At 68.8% G+C, this 16,008-nt stretch carries 19 protein-coding genes; 10 read left to right on the forward strand and 9 right to left on the reverse strand.

All coding sequences use genetic code 11. The annotated features are described in order from the left end of the window. Nucleotides 1–42 precede the first annotated feature (42 nt). The 3 genes from pstC (at nucleotide 43) to pstB (ending at nucleotide 2,960) form a co-directional block, all read left to right on the forward strand. Entirely contained in the window at nucleotides 43–1,053 is a 1,011-nt protein-coding gene (pstC, locus tag R2B38_RS18450) for a phosphate ABC transporter permease subunit PstC (RefSeq protein WP_318017224.1), read from the forward strand. Next, on the forward strand, nucleotides 1,050–2,111 hold the full coding sequence (pstA, locus tag R2B38_RS18455; protein ID WP_318017225.1) for a phosphate ABC transporter permease PstA: 1,062 nt from the start codon (nucleotides 1,050–1,052) through the stop codon (nucleotides 2,109–2,111). Before pstC ends, pstA begins: the two co-directional genes overlap by 4 nt. Nucleotides 2,112–2,183: 72 nt before the next feature. Then, on the forward strand, nucleotides 2,184–2,960 hold the full coding sequence (gene pstB / locus R2B38_RS18460) for a phosphate ABC transporter ATP-binding protein PstB (protein WP_318017226.1): 777 nt from the start codon (nucleotides 2,184–2,186) through the stop codon (nucleotides 2,958–2,960). Between the two features lie 447 nt (nucleotides 2,961–3,407). On the opposite strand, the gene R2B38_RS18465 is transcribed toward pstB, so the two are convergent. Then, nucleotides 3,408–4,406 (reverse strand): inorganic phosphate transporter, encoded by a 999-nt coding sequence (locus tag R2B38_RS18465; RefSeq protein ID WP_318017227.1) that lies wholly within the window; start codon nucleotides 4,404–4,406, stop codon nucleotides 3,408–3,410. A gap of 7 nt (nucleotides 4,407–4,413) precedes the next feature. Then, nucleotides 4,414–5,034 (reverse strand): DUF47 domain-containing protein, encoded by a 621-nt coding sequence (locus R2B38_RS18470; protein WP_026151758.1) that lies wholly within the window; start codon nucleotides 5,032–5,034, stop codon nucleotides 4,414–4,416. A gap of 197 nt (nucleotides 5,035–5,231) precedes the next feature. Between R2B38_RS18470 and R2B38_RS18475 the strand changes: the two genes are divergently transcribed. After that, nucleotides 5,232–5,597, forward strand: coding sequence for a metal-sensitive transcriptional regulator (locus tag R2B38_RS18475; protein WP_318021724.1), 366 nt, complete (start codon nucleotides 5,232–5,234; stop codon nucleotides 5,595–5,597). A 50-nt stretch (nucleotides 5,598–5,647) separates the two neighbouring features. On the opposite strand, the gene R2B38_RS18480 is transcribed toward R2B38_RS18475, so the two are convergent. Then, a complete protein-coding gene (locus tag R2B38_RS18480) occupies nucleotides 5,648–5,830 on the reverse strand; it encodes a hypothetical protein (RefSeq protein WP_033281353.1) in 183 nt (60 codons plus the stop codon). A 129-nt stretch (nucleotides 5,831–5,959) separates the two neighbouring features. Continuing rightward, entirely contained in the window at nucleotides 5,960–6,802 is an 843-nt protein-coding gene (locus tag R2B38_RS18485; protein ID WP_318017228.1) for a hypothetical protein, read from the reverse strand. Between the two features lie 157 nt (nucleotides 6,803–6,959). Between R2B38_RS18485 and R2B38_RS18490 the strand changes: the two genes are divergently transcribed. Together R2B38_RS18490 and R2B38_RS18495 are read left to right on the forward strand one after the other, a co-directional pair. Further along, nucleotides 6,960–7,139 (forward strand): hypothetical protein, encoded by a 180-nt coding sequence (locus R2B38_RS18490; RefSeq protein ID WP_078652460.1) that lies wholly within the window; start codon nucleotides 6,960–6,962, stop codon nucleotides 7,137–7,139. 65 nt (nucleotides 7,140–7,204) lie between these two features. Next, nucleotides 7,205–8,776 (forward strand): FAD-binding oxidoreductase, encoded by a 1,572-nt coding sequence (locus tag R2B38_RS18495; RefSeq protein WP_318017229.1) that lies wholly within the window; start codon nucleotides 7,205–7,207, stop codon nucleotides 8,774–8,776. A 120-nt stretch (nucleotides 8,777–8,896) separates the two neighbouring features. On the opposite strand, the gene R2B38_RS18500 is transcribed toward R2B38_RS18495, so the two are convergent. The 3 genes from R2B38_RS18500 to R2B38_RS18510 all read right to left on the reverse strand — a co-directional run bounded on the left by R2B38_RS18500 (nucleotide 8,897) and on the right by R2B38_RS18510 (nucleotide 11,684). Then, the gene (locus tag R2B38_RS18500; RefSeq protein ID WP_318017230.1) at nucleotides 8,897–9,604 is read right to left on the reverse strand and encodes a phosphatase PAP2 family protein; all 708 of its coding nucleotides are present in this window, start codon (nucleotides 9,602–9,604) and stop codon (nucleotides 8,897–8,899) included. 166 nt (nucleotides 9,605–9,770) lie between these two features. Next, nucleotides 9,771–10,715 (reverse strand): bifunctional lytic transglycosylase/C40 family peptidase, encoded by a 945-nt coding sequence (locus tag R2B38_RS18505; protein ID WP_318021725.1) that lies wholly within the window; start codon nucleotides 10,713–10,715, stop codon nucleotides 9,771–9,773. 183 nt (nucleotides 10,716–10,898) lie between these two features. After that, nucleotides 10,899–11,684: a trypsin-like serine peptidase gene (locus tag R2B38_RS18510; protein WP_033281358.1), complete on the reverse strand. Its 786-nt coding sequence runs from the start codon at nucleotides 11,682–11,684 to the stop codon at nucleotides 10,899–10,901. A gap of 188 nt (nucleotides 11,685–11,872) precedes the next feature. Here R2B38_RS18510 and R2B38_RS18515 point away from each other — a divergent pair, with 188 nt between their 5' ends. Next, nucleotides 11,873–12,169 (forward strand): DUF397 domain-containing protein, encoded by a 297-nt coding sequence (locus R2B38_RS18515; protein WP_318017231.1) that lies wholly within the window; start codon nucleotides 11,873–11,875, stop codon nucleotides 12,167–12,169. Then, nucleotides 12,162–12,545, forward strand: a complete 384-nt coding sequence (locus R2B38_RS18520) for a VOC family protein (protein ID WP_318017232.1) — start codon at nucleotides 12,162–12,164, stop codon at nucleotides 12,543–12,545. The genes R2B38_RS18515 and R2B38_RS18520 overlap by 8 nt, the downstream gene beginning before the upstream one ends. 43 nt (nucleotides 12,546–12,588) lie before the next feature. Here the strand turns inward: R2B38_RS18520 and R2B38_RS18525 are convergent, their stop codons facing one another. Continuing rightward, nucleotides 12,589–13,350: an SDR family oxidoreductase gene (locus R2B38_RS18525; RefSeq protein ID WP_318017233.1), complete on the reverse strand. Its 762-nt coding sequence runs from the start codon at nucleotides 13,348–13,350 to the stop codon at nucleotides 12,589–12,591. A 56-nt stretch (nucleotides 13,351–13,406) separates the two neighbouring features. Between R2B38_RS18525 and R2B38_RS18530 the strand changes: the two genes are divergently transcribed. Beyond that, a complete protein-coding gene (locus R2B38_RS18530; RefSeq protein ID WP_318017234.1) occupies nucleotides 13,407–14,030 on the forward strand; it encodes a TetR/AcrR family transcriptional regulator in 624 nt (207 codons plus the stop codon). Between the two features lie 164 nt (nucleotides 14,031–14,194). Here R2B38_RS18530 and R2B38_RS18535 read toward each other — a convergent pair whose 3' ends face one another. Continuing rightward, nucleotides 14,195–15,160, reverse strand: a complete 966-nt coding sequence (locus R2B38_RS18535) for an oxidoreductase (protein WP_318017235.1) — start codon at nucleotides 15,158–15,160, stop codon at nucleotides 14,195–14,197. A 99-nt stretch (nucleotides 15,161–15,259) separates the two neighbouring features. Here R2B38_RS18535 and R2B38_RS18540 point away from each other — a divergent pair, with 99 nt between their 5' ends. Beyond that, on the forward strand, nucleotides 15,260–15,859 hold the full coding sequence (locus R2B38_RS18540) for a TetR/AcrR family transcriptional regulator (RefSeq protein WP_318017236.1): 600 nt from the start codon (nucleotides 15,260–15,262) through the stop codon (nucleotides 15,857–15,859). The last annotated feature ends 149 nt before the right edge of the window (nucleotides 15,860–16,008 follow it).

Raw genomic sequence — 16,008 nt, forward strand, 5'->3', positions numbered from 1 at the left:
ACCGCACACAGCACGTGTGGACCCGCAGACCGGAGAAACCCGATGGATATATCGACAAAGAACCCCGCAGAGGCACCCCCTCCCACCCCTCAGCCCACCGCCGCGGACCAGAAGCGCGCGGCCCGTGGCGCCACCCGACCCGGTGACCGGATCTTCCTCGGTCTCTCCCGCGGGTCGGGCATCCTGCTGTTGGTGATCATGGCCGCCATCGCGGTCTTCCTCACCTATCGCGCCTCGCTCGCGATCAGCAAGGACCACGCGAACTTCCTCACCACCTTCGAGTGGAACACCAACCTCGTGCCGCCGAAGTTCGGCATCGCCGTCCTGGCGTTCGGCACGGTGGTGTCCTCGATCATCGCCATGGTCATCGCGGTCCCGGTCGCGGTCGCCATCGCCCTGTTCACCACGCACTACGCCCCGCGCAAGCTCCGCGGCCCGGTCTCCTACGTCATCGACCTGCTGGCCGCCGTACCGTCCATCGTGTACGGCCTGTGGGGCGCCCTGATCCTCGTACCGCACATGGTCGGGCTCTTCGGGTGGCTGAACGACTACTTCGGCTGGACCGGGATCTTCTCCTGGGACGAGGGCGCCCCCCGCTCGATGCTCACCGTCGGCATCCTGCTGGCGATCATGATCCTGCCGATCATCACCAACGTGAGCCGCGAGGTCTTCCGCCAGGCCCCGCAGATGATCGAGGAGGCGGCCCTCGCCCTCGGCGCCACGCGCTGGGAGGTCATCCGCATGTCGGTGCTGCCCTTCGGCCGCTCCGGCGTGATCTCCGCCTCGATGCTCGGTCTCGGCCGCGCGCTCGGCGAGACGATGGCCGTCGCCACCGTGCTCTCGCCGGACTTCCTCATCCACGCCAGCCTGCTCAACCCGGGCGGCGGAACCTTCGCCCAGAACATCGCCAGCAAGTTCAGCGAGGCGACGGCGGACGGCCGGGACGCGCTCATCGCGTCCGGTCTCGTCCTCTTCGTCATCACCCTGCTGGTCAACGGCGCGGCCCGGCTCATCATCGCCCGCCGCGCGGAGTACTCGGGGGCCAACGCATGAGCAACGCAGCCGTAGCGGAAAAGCCCGCGAGCACCCTGCAGGGCGCGACCCTCCCGAAGTGGTCGCCGTACGCGATCGCCGGCGGGTCCATCGTCCTGGCCGTCCTCATCGGACTGGTCGGCAGCCTCGACAGCAAGATCCAGTGGGGCCTGATCGCGGCGATCCTCTTCGTCGTCGGTACGTACGTCATCGCCTCCCGTATCGAGGGCAGCCGCCAGGCCAAGGACCGGGTCGCGACCAGCCTGGTCTGGGTCGCGTTCCTCCTCGCCGTGATCCCGCTCGTCTCCCTCCTGTGGACGACGATCTCGCGCGGCGTGAAGGTCCTCGACATCTACTTCCTGACCCACTCGATGGGTGTGGTCGCCGACTCCGAGCCCGGCGGCGGTATCTACCACGCCATCATCGGCAGCCTGGAGCAGGTCGGCCTCGCCACCCTGATCGGCGCCCCGATCGGTGTGCTCACCGCGATCTACCTGGTCGAGTACGGACGCGGCGCCCTCTCCAAGTGGGTCACCTTCTTCGTCGACGTCATGACGGGCATCCCGTCGATCGTCGCGGGTCTGTTCATCCTGTCCCTGATGCTCATGTGGGACATGGAGCCCTTCGGCTTCGCCGGTTCCTGCGCCCTGGCCATCCTGATGATGCCGGTCGTGGTCCGCTCCACCGAGGAGATGCTGAAGCTCGTCCCGAACGAGCTGCGCGAGGCCTCCCTCGCCCTCGGCATCCCGAAGTGGCGCACGATCCTCAAGGTCGTCCTCCCCACCGCGATCGGCGGCATCACCACCGGCATCATGCTGTCGGTGGCCCGTATCGCCGGTGAGACCGCGCCCGTCCTGCTGCTGGTGTTCGGCAACCCGTTCATCAACAACGACCCCTTCCACGGGGCGCAGGCGTCGCTGCCGCTGTACATCTACCAGCAGTTCGCGCAGAGCGCGGGCGCCGGAGCGGCCTACGACCGCGCCTGGGCGGCCTCGCTCACCCTGATCGCCTTCGTGATGATCCTCAACCTGGTGGCCCGCGGCATCGCCCGCTGGAAGGCCCCCAAGACCGGTCGCTAAGGCGACACTTTCCGGCTCCGCCGGGCGGGGCCTACTCAGCGACCGATCTGAATCTCTGGAAGTGAAGCAATCATGTCCAAGCGAATCGACGTAAGCGGTCTCACCGCCTACTACGGCTCACACAAGGCCATCGAAGACATCTCGATGACGGTCGAGCCGCGCTCGGTGACGGCCTTCATCGGCCCCTCCGGCTGCGGCAAGTCGACGTTCCTGCGCACGCTCAACCGCATGCACGAGGTCACGTCCGGCGGCCGTGTCGAGGGCAAGGTCCTCCTGGACGACGAGGACCTCTACGGCCACGGCATCGACCCGGTGTCGGTGCGCCGCGAGATCGGCATGGTCTTCCAGCGCCCGAACCCGTTCCCCACGATGTCGATCTTCGACAACGTGGCGGCGGGTCTGCGGCTGAACGGCAGCTACAAGAAGAGCGAGCTGTCGGACGTGGTCGAGAAGTCCCTGAAGGGCGCGAACCTCTGGAACGAGGTCAAGGACCGCCTGAACAAGCCGGGTTCGGGTCTGTCGGGCGGCCAGCAGCAGCGGCTGTGCATCGCGCGGGCGATCGCGGTGGAACCGAAGGTCCTGCTGATGGACGAGCCCTGCTCCGCGCTCGACCCCATCTCGACCCTGGCCATCGAGGACCTGATCGGTGAGCTGAAGGAACGCTTCACGATCGTCATCGTGACGCACAACATGCAGCAGGCGGCGCGGGTCTCCGACCGCACGGCCTTCTTCAACCTCGCGGCGGTCGGCCAGCCCGGCCGCCTCATCGAGATCGACGACACGGAGCGCATCTTCTCCAACCCGTCGGTCCAGGCCACGGAGGACTACATCTCGGGCCGCTTCGGCTAAACCGAGCCGTTCCTCTCCTGAAACCCCTCGCGGTGCTGCATGGCGGTGCCACCGCGAGGACGAAAAGGGCCCGCCCCTGGCTCCCGGGGGCGGGCCCGTTCGTTTGGCGTTTCCCACCCACCCACCCGTTTACGGTCGGCCGAGAAGTGCCCACCGGGGCGAGGCCGTTCGCTCGTGCGGGCCGGTGGGGGTACGCGTTCCCGGTTTCCCACCCACCCGCCCGTTTACGGTGGGCTGAGAGGTGAGCGATCCACGTCACCCGGGTCACACGGCGGCCGGCTTCTCGACTTGTTTGCCCGCCCCGCTTGTTTGCCCGCCCCGCCCGTTCACGGTGGGTCGAGAGATGGACCGCTCCTGCTTCTACGGCACCCTCTCGGCCAACCGTAAACGGGTGGGTGGGTGGGAAACAGGGGGCCAGGGGGCGCAGCCCCCGGCATACAGCGGCGCCTACAGGAACGCCAGATCCACGATCCAGAACGCCAGCGCCGCGACGATCGCCGCCGCCGGCATCGTGATGAACCACCCCATGACGATGTTCTTGGCAACACCCCACCGAACCGCGTTGACCCGCTTGGTGGCGCCCACACCCATGATCGCCGAGGTGATGACATGAGTCGTGGAAACCGGCGCCTTGAAGAGATAAGCGGTGGTGAACATGATCGCCGCACCGGTCGTCTCCGCCGCGAACCCCTGCGGCGGATCCAGCTCGATGATCTTCCGCCCCAGCGTCCGCATGATCCGCCACCCACCCGCGTACGTCCCCAGCGACAGCATCAGCGCGCAGACGATCTTCACCCAGACCGGAATCGGATCGCCGTACGTCGAGTGGCCGGAAATCACCAGGGCCATCACCACGACACCCATGGTCTTCTGCGCGTCCTGGAGACCATGACCGAGGGCCATACCGGCCGCGGACACGGTCTGCGCGATCCGGAACCCCCGCTTCGCCTTGTGCGGGTTCGCCTTCCGGAAGATCCACATGATCGCCGTCATCACCAGATAACCGCCGACCAGACCGACCACCGGCGACACGAACATCGGCACGATGATCTTGTCGACGACCCCGTGCCAGATGACATCCGTACCGCCCGCGAGCGCGGCCCCCACCATCCCGCCGAACAACGCGTGCGAGGACGACGACGGCAGCCCGAAGTACCAGGTGACCAGGTTCCAGGTGATCGCGCCGACCAGCGCGGCGAAGAGGATCCCCATCCCCTTCGACCCCTCGGGCGTCTCGATCAGCCCCTCGCTGACGGTCTTGGCGACCCCGGAACCGAGAAACGCACCGGCGAGATTCATCACGGCGGCCATCGCGAGCGCCGCGCGCGGAGTCAGCGCCCGGGTCGAGACGGACGTGGCGATGGCGTTCGCAGAGTCGTGAAAACCGTTCGTGTACGTGAAGAAGAGCGCGACCAGAATGGTCACGACCAGAGCGAAGGTGTCCATGGAGAGGTCAGGACTCCTTGACGGCGATGGTCTCCACCGTGTTCGCCACGTGCTCGAACGCGTCCGCCGCTTCCTCCAGCACATCCACGATCTGCTTGAGCTTCAGCACCTCGATGGCCTCGTACTTGCCGTTGAAGAGCATGGCCAGCAGCTTGCGGTGGATCTGGTCGGCCTGGTTCTCCAGGCGGTTGACCTCGATCCAGTACTCCGTGAGGTTGTCCATCGTGCGCAGGTTCGGCATGGCCTCGGCGGTGAGCTCCGCCGCCCGCGCCAGCACCTCGATCTGCTGCTCGACGCCCTTGGGCAGTTCCTCCACGTTGTAGAGGACGACCAGGTCGACGGCCTCCTCCATGAAGTCCATGATGTCGTCGAGGCAGGAAGCGAGGTTGTAGATGTCCTCGCGGTCGAAGGGCGTGATGAAGGAGGAGTTCAGCTGATGGAAGATCGCGTGCGTGGCATCGTCACCGGCGTGTTCCGCGGCCCGCATACGCTCTGCGATCTCGGCCCGGCCGGCGGTGTCCGCCCCGAGCAGTTCCATGAGGAGTTTCGAGCCCGTGACGATGTTGTCCGCGGACGCGGCGAACATGTCGTAGAAGCTCGTCTCCCTGGGGGTCAGACGAAAGCGCACAAGGGGTCCTCGGGAAGCATGGGTTTCGGTCAGGCTGATGCTAAGTGCATCATCCGGCCACGGCTAATGGGCCGTCCCCCAGTGTCGCCCATCAGGCACAGTGATCCGCACGGGGGCGTACCAAGGGCCCTATACCCAGCAAAGTTCGTTACGATATACCCACTAGGGGTATATGTCTGGAGGACGCGATGGACGCGATGACGACCACCGAGGCCGGCGCGGCGGCAGCGCCCTCCGAACCGACGCGGGAGCCGGTCGACGAGCCGGCCCAGGAACCGGTCACGCACGGTTACCACCACCAGAAGGACGAGCACCTCAAGCGCCTGCGCCGGATCGAGGGCCAGGTCCGCGGTCTGCAGCGCATGGTCGACGAGGACGTCTACTGCATCGACATACTCACCCAGGTGTCCGCCTCCACGAAGGCCCTGCAGTCGTTCGCGCTGCAGCTCCTGGAGGAACACCTGCGGCACTGCGTCGCGGACGCGGCGGTCAAGGGCGGCGAGGAGATCGACGCGAAGGTCGACGAGGCGACGAAGGCGATCGCCCGGCTCCTCCGCACCTGACCAACCCAGCTCCTCCGCACGAAACTAACCAGTGCGAGGATCCCGACCGGTTAGTCGGGCGTACAGGACGACGCGTCCCGCTCCTCGGCGACCTTCAGCACCTCGTCGATGCTCTCCAGGCTGAGCCGGTCCTCGGCGGCCGAGGCCGCGATGATCAGGTCTCCGCACAGCTCGATCTCGGCGAGGGCCACGTGGTCCTGAACTGCCGTACCGCCGACCGGAGCCACGTGCATCACCTCTTCTCTGCCGCCACCGACTTCCTAGAGTAGGGAGCGGTCTACACAACGCGCATGGCACGGACGGGCTAGTCCTCACCCCGACCCACACCGACCGATACACCGCCCCACACCGACCGTTTCAGGTCACTTCTCGGCGATCTGCCCGGCGTAGATGTCCTTCGACGCCGGAAGCCGTACGTCCACGGGGGCCCCGAAGTCGTACAGCAGCGTCGTCGAGGTGACCGCCACCGGGTTGTGGCGCTGCCCGTTGACGAAGCTGAACCGCTGTCCCAGTTTGCGGACGCGCCCCTGGTCGTCGAGGTAGACGTCGAAGGGCACCCGGGCGGTGGCGAACCCTTTCGCCGCCGACCTCAGGGCCGCCTCGTTCCCCGCCGACGCACTCCGTGCCGCGACGGCGAGATCGGCGACCCCCCGATAGTGACGCACGGAAGCCCCGGCCACCTCCGTCTTCCCGAGATACGTCGCGGCAGTCGTCCCGCGCAGCAACTCGGCGGCGGCGTACGGGTCGGTGGCGCCGCCGGTCACGAGGTTGCCGTCGGACAGCGTCCCGGTGTCGACCCGCACCCATTTGTCGGCGGGCACCCCGGCGCCCCGGTTCTTCATGAACAGGGCGCCCGGCGCGAGGAGTTCGGTGATCGGCCGGTGCTCGCTGGCGCCCGCCGGGTCCTGCGGCAACTGCACCCTCAGCCGGCCGAGCCGGCGCCGGAAGTCGTAGACGCCCTCGCCGCGGATGGTCACGCGGGTACCGCCGGTGGCCATCTCCATGGACGTACGGGCCTGTGAACTCCCCGCCGCCACAAGGGAGTCGGCCGCGCGCCGCACCACCGCGACCGCGTCCCCGCCACCGCGCGCGTCCGCGGTCGCCGCCCCGTCACCGGCACCGCACCCACCGGTACCGACACAGACCCCGACCATGAGTCCCGCCGCGACGACCGCCCCGCCCGCGCGCCTCTGCTGCCGCTCCATAGCCTGCCGTACCCCCGTACGTCGTAACGGGCCCTGTCGTTCCGCTTAACGACGGGTAGATGGGCCCGTCACGCGTCGTCGCGGCCGTACAACCGCCCTAGGACCGTCGCGCGACCGCCATACGAGCGCTTTACCCGGACTCGGTACCGTGGTCGGTGTGGCGCAGCAGGACGAACGGCAGGCTCCCCCCGCACATCCCGAACACCGCACGACGACGGTCGAGCAGGGCCCCTTCTGCTTCGCCCGTTGCGTCTGCGGCTGGCGAGGCCCGGCGAGACGGGCGAGAAGCCAGGCCAGGACGGATGCCACCGGGCATCTGCCTGTTCCGAACCTGTGACATGACCACGAGAACTTGTGGGGTCCGACCCGTATCTCACTTCACGGAACCCCACAGGAGGCGAAATGCAACGGCGTTCGTTCATAGGCGGCGGCGTGGCCGCGATAGCGGCGGTCGCGACCACCGCGTGCAACGGCAAGAACACCGGCGGCGGTGACACGTCCGCGACGGCGTCCAACGCCTCCACCTCGACGAGCACCTCGGGTCTGCGCACCACGACCGCCGCGGCCGCCGCCAACTGGGCCGCCCTGGCCCGTGAGCTGGACGGCACCCTGGTCCGCCCCGGTGACGCCTCCTGGAAGACGGCCCACCAGCTCTACAACACCCGCTTCGACTCCCTGAAGCCGGCCGCGGTGGCGTACGTGGCGAACCCCGACGACATCCGCTCGGTCCTCTCCTACGCCCGCGCCCACAGCATCCGCGTCGCGATCCGCAACGGCGGCCACTCCTACGCCGGCTACTCCTCCGGCGACGGCCGCCTCATCCTCGACGTGTCGAAGCTGAACAAGATCCGGGCGAGCGGCTCCTCCGCGGTCGTCGGCGCCGGCGCCAAGCTGATCGACGTCTACCGGGGCCTCGCCGCGAAGGGCGTGACGATCCCCGCGGGCTCCTGCCCGACGGTCGGCGTCTCCGGCCTCACCCTCGGCGGCGGCCACGGCGTGGTCTCCCGCGCGTACGGCCTGACCTGCGACAGCCTCACCCAGGCCACGCTGATCACGGCGGACGGCAAGCAGGTGGTGGCCAACTCCACTGAGAACAAAGACCTGTTCTGGGCGCTGCGCGGCGCGGGCAACGGCAACTTCGGCGTCGTGACGGAGCTCCAGTACAAGACCCACCCCGCGCCCCAGGCCGTATCGGGCTATCTGACCTGGCCGTCGTCGATGGCGGCGGCCGTGGTGAAGGCCTGGCAGGAGTGGGGCCCGGACCAACCGGACGAGATCTGGTCCTCCTGCCACCTCACGAACACCCCCGGCGGCACCCCCAAGGTCTCAGTCGCCGCGTTCTCCCTGGGCACCTACAACGAACTCCAGAACGCGGTCGACAAACTGGCCCACCTGGTCGGCGGCAACGCGTCGAGCGTCTCGCTGAAGCGGCACACGTACGAGGAGTCGATGGACGCGTACGCGGGCTGCTCGTCGTTCTCGACGGACGCCCAGTGCCACCTGCCCGGCTCGACCCCCGGCCGCTCCCCGCAGGGCGCGCTCGCGAGGGAGACCTACGTCGGCCGCTCGGACTTCTTCGACCGCTCGATCTCGGCCACGGGCATCCAGACGATGCTCAACCAGATGAAGGCGGTCCGCGGCAACTCCGGCGACATCGCCCTGACGGCCCTCGGCGGCGCGGTCAACCGCGTCTCCCCCACGGCGACGGCCTTCGTCCACCGCCGCTCCCGCATGCTGGCCCAGTACATAGTCTCCTGGCCCTCCGGCACGGCCGGCACGTCGGCCCAGTCCTGGCTGACGTCCTTCCACAACGCCATGAAGCCCTACGCCTCCGGCGCGGCCTACCAGAACTACACAGACCCCACCCTCACCAACTGGCGCAAGGCGTACTACGGCGACGCGTCAACCCGCCTGACAACCCTGAAGAAGCAGTACGACCCCGCCCACTTCTTCACGTATCCCCAGGGGCTGTAGGGGGCGAATCAGGCTCCGGCCCGGCAGACGCCCCTTGCTTTTGGCTTTTAGGGGCGCGGGGAACTGCGCGACCAGCCACAACGGGCCCGCAGCCGACGAACCGACCGCCAGGCGGAGCCTTTATGCCGCAAGGTCCCGCTCTTCAGTACCGGACGACTCAGTACGCGCCCCCGGAATCAAGGCGTCCCGCCCAACCCGCCGAGCCTCAGCCGACCGAACCACCCACCCACCCCACGCCGACCCCTCAACCGCCTTCAACACCGGCGTGAGCAGAGCCATGGCAACCGGCGACAGCAGCAGAGCGACAGCCGTACCGAGCGCGAACCCACCGATCACGTCGGTCGGATAGTGCACACCCATATAAACCCGGCAGAACCCTTCGAGCAGCGCAAGCCCGATCCCGGCCACCCCGAACCGCCGGTCCGCCACGAACAACGCGACCCCCATCGCCATGGTGATGGTCGCGTGATCGCTCACGAACGAGAAGTCGGTCTTCCCGGAGATCAGCACATCGATCCCGGTGTGGTCGAGAAACGGCCGCGGCCGCTCCACGAACCCACGTATGGGCACGTTCACGAGCACGGCGAGCGAGGCGGCGAGCGGTGCCCACACCAGCCCGGCCACAGAGCCCGCCGCGTCCTCTCCCCCACGCCGCCGCACGGACCACCAGCACCACACCACGAGCAGCACCATCGCGACGAGCAACCCGTACTCCCCGACGAACGACATGCCCCGGTCGAACCAGTGCGGCGCGTCCTTGGCGAGCCCATTGATGTCGTAGAGCAGATCGACGTCGGGATTCGACCCGGATTCGGCGAGTACAGCCATGGTGCTGCGGCTCCTTCGTCGTAGTTCCGGGCGCACCTCTCGTGCGCATTACTGAACAGGAACGCACGGTCCCGGTTAATACGTTCCACCCTCCACCGAATGATCACTCAGACGTTATCGAAGAGAGACTCATCGCCGCAGCTCAGGGGGTGGGTTCACGCTCGGTTCACACCGTCGTGGGGAGCGCTTTCGCGCCATCTTCGGTGACCCGGGTGGCGCCGAAGTAATCGGGGGTGTCAATGGGGTCGAAACGGATCACAGCACCCGTCCGGGGTGCGTCGATCATGTACCCGCCGCCGACATAAATCCCCACATGCCGGATGGCCCGGGAATTGGTCAGGTCGTCCGAGAAGAACACCAGATCTCCCGGCAGCAATTCGGCCCGCTGCGGATGCGGCCCCGCGTTGTACTGATCGTTCGCAACGCGCGGCAACGTGATCCCCGCCGCCGCGAACGCCGCCTTGGTCAGCCCCGAGCAGTCGAACCGCCCGTCCTGGTCGGCCGTACCGTTCCCGCCCCACAGATACGGCGTGCCGAGCTTGCTCTGCGCGTACGTGATCGCGGTGGCGGCCTGCTCGGAGGGATCGACCCGGCTGACGGGCGCGGCGAAGCTCTGCGAGAGCGTCGTGATCGTCTTCACGTAGTTCTTGGTCTCGGAGTACGGCGGCACGCCCCCGTACTTGATGACCGCGTACGCCCCCGCGTTGTACGAGGCGAGCATGTTCGCGGTCTGGTTCCCCGGCACGTCCTTCACGTACGAGGCGAGCTCGCAGTCGTAGGTCGCGGCCGACGGGATCGCGTCGTTCGGGTCCCATACGTCGCGTACGCCGTCGCCGTTGCCGTCGATCCCGTGCGTGGCCCAGGTCCCGGGGATGAACTGCGCTATCCCCTCGGCCTTCGCCGGGCTCTTCGCGTTCGGGTTGAACCCGCTCTCCTGGTACAGCTGGGCGGCGAGCAGCGCGGGGTTGAGGGCGGGACAGAGGTTGCCCCACTTCTGCACGAGCGCCGAGTACGCCGTCGGCACCGCGCCCTTGGCGAGCGCGACGCTCCCGCCGCCGGCCCCGTTCACGAGGTTCCCGGCGACGAGGTAGACCCCGACGACGAGCAGCATCACAAAGCTGAGCCCCAGCCCAGCCGCGACCCCACCGGCCACCCATACTTTTCGCACGGCTCAACCCTCCCCCATGACAGCCCTGTTCAAGGCCATTTCCGGGGAGGGTGGCGGCATTTCGCCGTGCTTCCACCACATCTGACGCGTATTCAACGAGTCGCGCGCACCGCACACCGATCCTTATTACGGGTCAGTCGTCGCATCCTTGTACAACTCGGCCGCCTCTTTCCCGAACACCACGCTGTACGAGATGTCGGGTGTCAGCCCGCCTTGCTCATGCCCTCCGATGACCCCCACGACCTGCTGGTCCCCGTTCACCCAGGGACTCCCGCTGGTGCCGCCGGTGAAGCCCGGGCAGTCGATGCGCTGCTGGGTGCCGCTGTGCAGGGTGGGCTTGTTGGTGCAGCTGATGGGCTGGTCGGTGGCGGAGGGATACCCGGTGATCGTCACCGCCGTGGCCCCGGTCGCCGTCCCGGTCGTGAACCGGTCGGCGCCCACCACGTCCTCGATGTTCTTACCGCCCACCTCGACGAGCGTGGCGAAGCCGATGTCACTGTCCTCGGCCTGCCCCTTGGACCACCCGTCCGGCAGGAACCGCTGCTCGACCTTCCACACCCCGTACGGCGCCTTGCCGTCCCGGTAGCCCGGCACGAACACGTCGCCGGGGTCCCCGTCCAGGCAGTGGGCCGCGCTGACGATGAGGTTGTGCCCCGCGCTGTGCACCACGGACGCGGTGCAGTGGTGCCCGCCGGCGAGGCTGGTGGCGTGGGCCGCCCCGAACAGGGCGCCGACCCGCAGGCTCTGCTTGCTCACCTCGGTCACGGTGGTCACGCCGAAGGGCCCGGGGCCGTCGTCGGCGGTCGCCACAGAGGCCGAGGTCAGTGCCAGCGTCACCACGGCGACGAACAGCGCGTACCTACGGTTGCCCGCGAGGCGAGCGGAACGGGAGATGCGTGAGCTGCGCTTCATCGGGCCCCACTCTGTCCCACGAAGGTGAGAAAGGACGTCGACGTTTACTGAGATTTCGCTGTGAACAGCGCGTTCGCGCTCGAGTCGACGCTTGGTCCGGCGGTCTGTCCACCGTACTGTCCGTCCGCCCCTCCCGCCTCTCCTGCGCGATACTCGTCGTCTCCCCGGCACTCGACGAAGGAAACCCCATGTCCGACATCCCCCCCGACCTCACCTGGGAACGAGCCGCCCCACCGGACGCGACCGGCCCCGGCCCCTGGATCGAGCTCGCCTTCGGTCCCGGCGACGACGGCGAGGCCCCGGTCTACATCCGCGAGACCAGCGACCCCGAGAACGTCGTCACCACCAACCGCCGCAAGTGGGACGCCTTCGTACTCGGCGTCCAGGCAGGCGAGTTCGACCACTTCGTGGAGGGAGTGGAGGGCGTGGCGGACACGGCGGACACAACAGCCCCGGAAACCAAGGGAATCGGGCCGGATGCATAGAAGCCGCGTCTACGCCCTCCTGATCGACACCCCGGGCCCGGAGGCCGCCGCCGCGGCGGCCTTCTGGTCGGCGGCACTCGGCACCCCGGCGGAACCGGTCCCCGGCGAGGAGCAGTTCACCACGCTCCATGAGGCAATCCCCGGCCTGGTCACGGCAGTTCAGTCCATCGACGACACCGACCCGCGCTTCCACATCGACATCGAGACCGACGACGTGGAGGCGGAGACCACCCGCCTGCTCGCCCTCGGCGCGACCGAGACCGCCCGCTGGCTGGAGTGCCGGGTACTGCGCGCCCCCGGCGGCCACCTGCTCTGCGTTCTGCCGGTGCACAGCGACCCGGCGGTGTTCAACACCCAGGCGCGCACCTGGAGTTGAGGGGGAGCCGGGGGCAAGCAAAGGGGATCTGGGAGGGGCGGGCTCAGAACGTCGTCGTCATCCCGCCGTCCACCGCGATCGTCTGCCCCGTGATGAACGACGCCGCGTCGCCCGCCAGGAACACCACGATCCCGGCGATCTCCGCCGGCCGCCCCCAACGCCCCAGCGCGGTACGGCTCTTGAGCCACCGGCCCCACTCGGGATCGTCCGCCAGCCCGGCGTTGACCTCGGTCGCGAACGTCCCCGGGGCCACCGAGTTGACCGTCGTACCGCTGGGCCCCAGGTCCGCGGCCAGCGCCCGGGTCAGTCCGTCGAGGCCGGCCTTGGCGGTGGCGTAGGCGACGTCGCCGGTGCGGCCCAACTGGCCGATGACCGAGGAGACGTTGATGATCCGGCCCGGGGTGCCGCGCCCGGCCAGCCCTTCGGCGACCGTCCGGCTCAGCGCGTACGCCGAGACCAGGTGGACGTCCAGCATGTGCGCCAGCTCGTCCGGCGTCATGGCGTCGAGGCCGCGCCGGTCCCGGTGCCCGACGTTGTTGACCAGCACGTCGATGTCCCCGAGCCCGCGCACCGCGTCCCGCGCAGCCGCACGGTCGGTCACGTCGAAGACGGCGGCCGCGGCGTCCAGCCCGTCCTCCCGCAGCCCGGCGGCGGCCGCCTCCGCGGTGACCGGATCCCGCCCGTTGACCAGCACCCGCGCGCCCGCCCTGGCCAGCCCCCGCGCCATCTCCAGGCCCAGCCCGCGCACCGAGCCGGTCACCAGGGCCGTACGCCCGCCGAGCGCGAAGTCGTCGTGGCCACCCATCCCGCGACCTCCACCGAAACCGACACTGAAACACTCGTTTCAGTTACGGTAGCGCAGTGGGTACGACACCGTCATCACCGCCGCCACAGCCATCACCACCGTCGCCCCGGCGCACCGAACTCCTCGACGCCTGCTACGGCTACCTCCTGGAACACGGCCTCACCGGCCTGTCCCTGCGCCCCCTGGCCGCCGCCACGGGCACCAGCCCGCGCGTCCTGCTCTACCTCTTCGGCAGCAAGGACGAGCTCCTACGCCAACTGCTCGCCCGGGCCCGCCACGAGCAGGTGGGGATGATGGCCGCGGTCCTGGCGGAGCCGACCAACGCGGCCAACCCGACCAACGCGGCCGGTACGGCCGGCGACGGCTTCGACGCCCTGACGGAGAGCCTGTGGACCTTCCTCTCCGCACCGGAACAACGCCCCATGGTGCGGCTGACGTACGAGGCCTTCCTCCTCTCCCTCACCCACGACCCCGGCCCCTGGGCAGGCTTCGCCGCCGAGGCGGCCCGGGACTGGCTCGACCTCCTCGTACGGGCCCAGCCCCCCGGCACACCACCCGCCCTCGCGGAGACCAGGGCGACCCGTGCCTTGGCCCTGATCCGAGGCCTCCTGCTCGACCTGCTGGCCTGCGGAGACGACGACCGGGTGAGAGCGGCCGCGAGCCGCGACTGGCAGCGGTGAGCCGACGGTGAGCGGCGAATCCCTTACGAGGTGAGCCGACGGCGTGCTGGGCCTTGAGCGAGCCCGCTTCCCGGAGTCGGGTCCGCGGACCGGCGACGAGCGACCGGCAGCCCTCAACTCCTGCCCCGCCTCCCGGCTCGACTCTCGTCTCACCCCCGCCAACCTCACACCCGCCCCGCCCCCGCCTTCCCCGGAACGCTCCGCACCGGAAACACCACTCCCGTAAGCCCCTCCGACGCCTCCCACAACCGCTCCGCCGCCTCCACGTCACTCGCCGCCGTGCTGCGCCCCACCAGCGTCGGCGCGCCCCTCATCTCACCCATCCCGCTCGGGCCGGCGAAACTCGCGCCCGGAAGATCCTGGGTCGCCGCGAAGAGCGTCGGCAGAGCGCCGCCCTTGTCGTCCTGGGCGACGACCTTGTTGCCGACGGCCATGAGCACGCGCGAGACCGGGTTCGCCGTATGGCTCTGGAGGTTGGTCGCCGCCCAGCCCGGGTGCGCCGCGAGGGAGCGGACGCGCGAGCCCGACTCCGTGAGCCTGCGCTGGAGTTCGAGCGTGAAGAGCAGGTTGGCGAGCTTGGACTGGGAGTACGCGCGCTGCGGGCTGTAGATCCCGTCCAGGTTCAGGTTCTCGAAGTGGATGATGCCGTCGCCCATCCGGTGCGCGCCGGAGGAGACGGTCACCACGCGGTCGGTGATGTGCGGCAACAGCAGGTTCGTCAGGGCGAAGTGGCCCAGGTGGTTCGTGCCGAACTGCATCTCGAAGCCGTCGCGCGTGCGCCGCTCGGGGAGCATCATCACGCCGGCGTTGTTGATCAGCAGGTCCAGCGGCCCGTCCCACCCCTCGGCGAACTCCCGCACGGACGCCAGATCCGCGAGATCCAGCCGCCGCACCTCCGCGCTCCCGCTCACCTTGGCCGCCGCGGCCCGCCCCCGCTCCAGGTCCCGTACGGCGAACACGACATGCGCGCCCGCACGGGCCAGCTCGGCGGCGGCCGCGAACCCGATCCCACTGTTGGCCCCGGTGACGACGGCGGTACGCCCGGAGAGGTCAGGAATCCGCCCGACATCCCACTTGACCTTGCCCTTGCCCTTGCTACTGCTGCCGATGGTGCTGTCCGTGTTGTCCATGCCTCCCAATGTAGGCAACGCCAACAATGCTGTCAATGACAACAATGGTGACGCCGACAACAATGCTGACGCCGTCAACATCGGGATACGATGGTTCGCATGCCTGTACGCCCCTATCACCACGGAGACCTGCGCTCCGCCCTGCTCGAAAGCGCGGAACGCACCCTGCTGGAGAAGGGGGTCGCGGCGCTGTCCCTGCGCGAACTGGCCCGGGACGTGGGCGTCAGTCACGCGGCCCCCGGCCGCCACTTCAAGGACAAGCAGGCCCTGGTCGACGCCCTCGCCCTGACCGGCTTCGAGCGCATGGCGAAAGAACTGACCGCCGCGGACCACCCCGACCTGCCCCTCGAAGCCCGCCTCACCGAACTGGCCAGGACCTACGTCCAGTTCGCGGTCACGCACGCCGAACTGCTGGAGGTCATGTACTCCCGCAAGCACGACCCGGACATCTCCGAGCAGCTCCGGGCAGCGGTGGACGGCACGACAACCCAGTTCGTACAGATCGTCACCGACGCCCAGGAGCGCGGCGAGATGATCCCGGGCCCCCCTTGGACCATCGCCCTGGTCATCGGCGCCGCCCTCCACGGCACAGCCTCCTTCGCAGCCCAGGGCACCCTCACCCCGGAAGCAGCGACCTCCGGCATCCCCACCCTGATCCACCACTTGCTGACGGGCCTGACCCCCCGCGAGCACGAGTAGCAAACGGCAACGGCTCGACACCGACTAACCGCACCCCCCCTTTTTTTAGGGGCGCGGGGAACTGCGCAACCAGCACGCACACCCCCCGCCCCCGCAAACACCCCGCACCCCAACCCCCTAGGGGCGCGAGGAACTGCGCGACCAGCCCC

The organism is Streptomyces sp. N50 (genome assembly GCF_033335955.1).
GTDB lineage: Bacteria > Actinomycetota > Actinomycetes > Streptomycetales > Streptomycetaceae > Streptomyces.

Bases quoted from the DNA above. Each gene is read 5' to 3' on its own strand.
- R2B38_RS18500 (WP_318017230.1), bottom strand. From the start codon at position 9,604: ATGGCTGTACTCGCCGAATCCGGGTCGAATCCCGACGTCGATCTGCTC.
- pstB (WP_318017226.1), top strand. From the start codon at position 2,184: ATGTCCAAGCGAATCGACGTAAGCGGTCTCACCGCCTACTACGGCTCA.
- R2B38_RS18535 (WP_318017235.1), bottom strand. From the start codon at position 15,160: ATGGACAACACGGACAGCACCATCGGCAGCAGTAGCAAGGGCAAGGGC.
- pstA (WP_318017225.1), top strand. From the start codon at position 1,050: ATGAGCAACGCAGCCGTAGCGGAAAAGCCCGCGAGCACCCTGCAGGGC.
- R2B38_RS18480 (WP_033281353.1), bottom strand. From the start codon at position 5,830: ATGCACGTGGCTCCGGTCGGCGGTACGGCAGTTCAGGACCACGTGGCC.
- R2B38_RS18515 (WP_318017231.1), top strand. From the start codon at position 11,873: ATGTCCGACATCCCCCCCGACCTCACCTGGGAACGAGCCGCCCCACCG.
- pstC (WP_318017224.1), top strand. From the start codon at position 43: ATGGATATATCGACAAAGAACCCCGCAGAGGCACCCCCTCCCACCCCT.
- R2B38_RS18475 (WP_318021724.1), top strand. From the start codon at position 5,232: ATGACGACCACCGAGGCCGGCGCGGCGGCAGCGCCCTCCGAACCGACG.
- R2B38_RS18485 (WP_318017228.1), bottom strand. From the start codon at position 6,802: ATGGAGCGGCAGCAGAGGCGCGCGGGCGGGGCGGTCGTCGCGGCGGGA.
- R2B38_RS18495 (WP_318017229.1), top strand. From the start codon at position 7,205: ATGCAACGGCGTTCGTTCATAGGCGGCGGCGTGGCCGCGATAGCGGCG.
- R2B38_RS18510 (WP_033281358.1), bottom strand. From the start codon at position 11,684: ATGAAGCGCAGCTCACGCATCTCCCGTTCCGCTCGCCTCGCGGGCAAC.
- R2B38_RS18520 (WP_318017232.1), top strand. From the start codon at position 12,162: ATGCATAGAAGCCGCGTCTACGCCCTCCTGATCGACACCCCGGGCCCG.
- R2B38_RS18505 (WP_318021725.1), bottom strand. From the start codon at position 10,715: ATGCTGCTCGTCGTCGGGGTCTACCTCGTCGCCGGGAACCTCGTGAAC.
- R2B38_RS18540 (WP_318017236.1), top strand. From the start codon at position 15,260: ATGCCTGTACGCCCCTATCACCACGGAGACCTGCGCTCCGCCCTGCTC.
- R2B38_RS18525 (WP_318017233.1), bottom strand. From the start codon at position 13,350: ATGGGTGGCCACGACGACTTCGCGCTCGGCGGGCGTACGGCCCTGGTG.
- R2B38_RS18465 (WP_318017227.1), bottom strand. From the start codon at position 4,406: ATGGACACCTTCGCTCTGGTCGTGACCATTCTGGTCGCGCTCTTCTTC.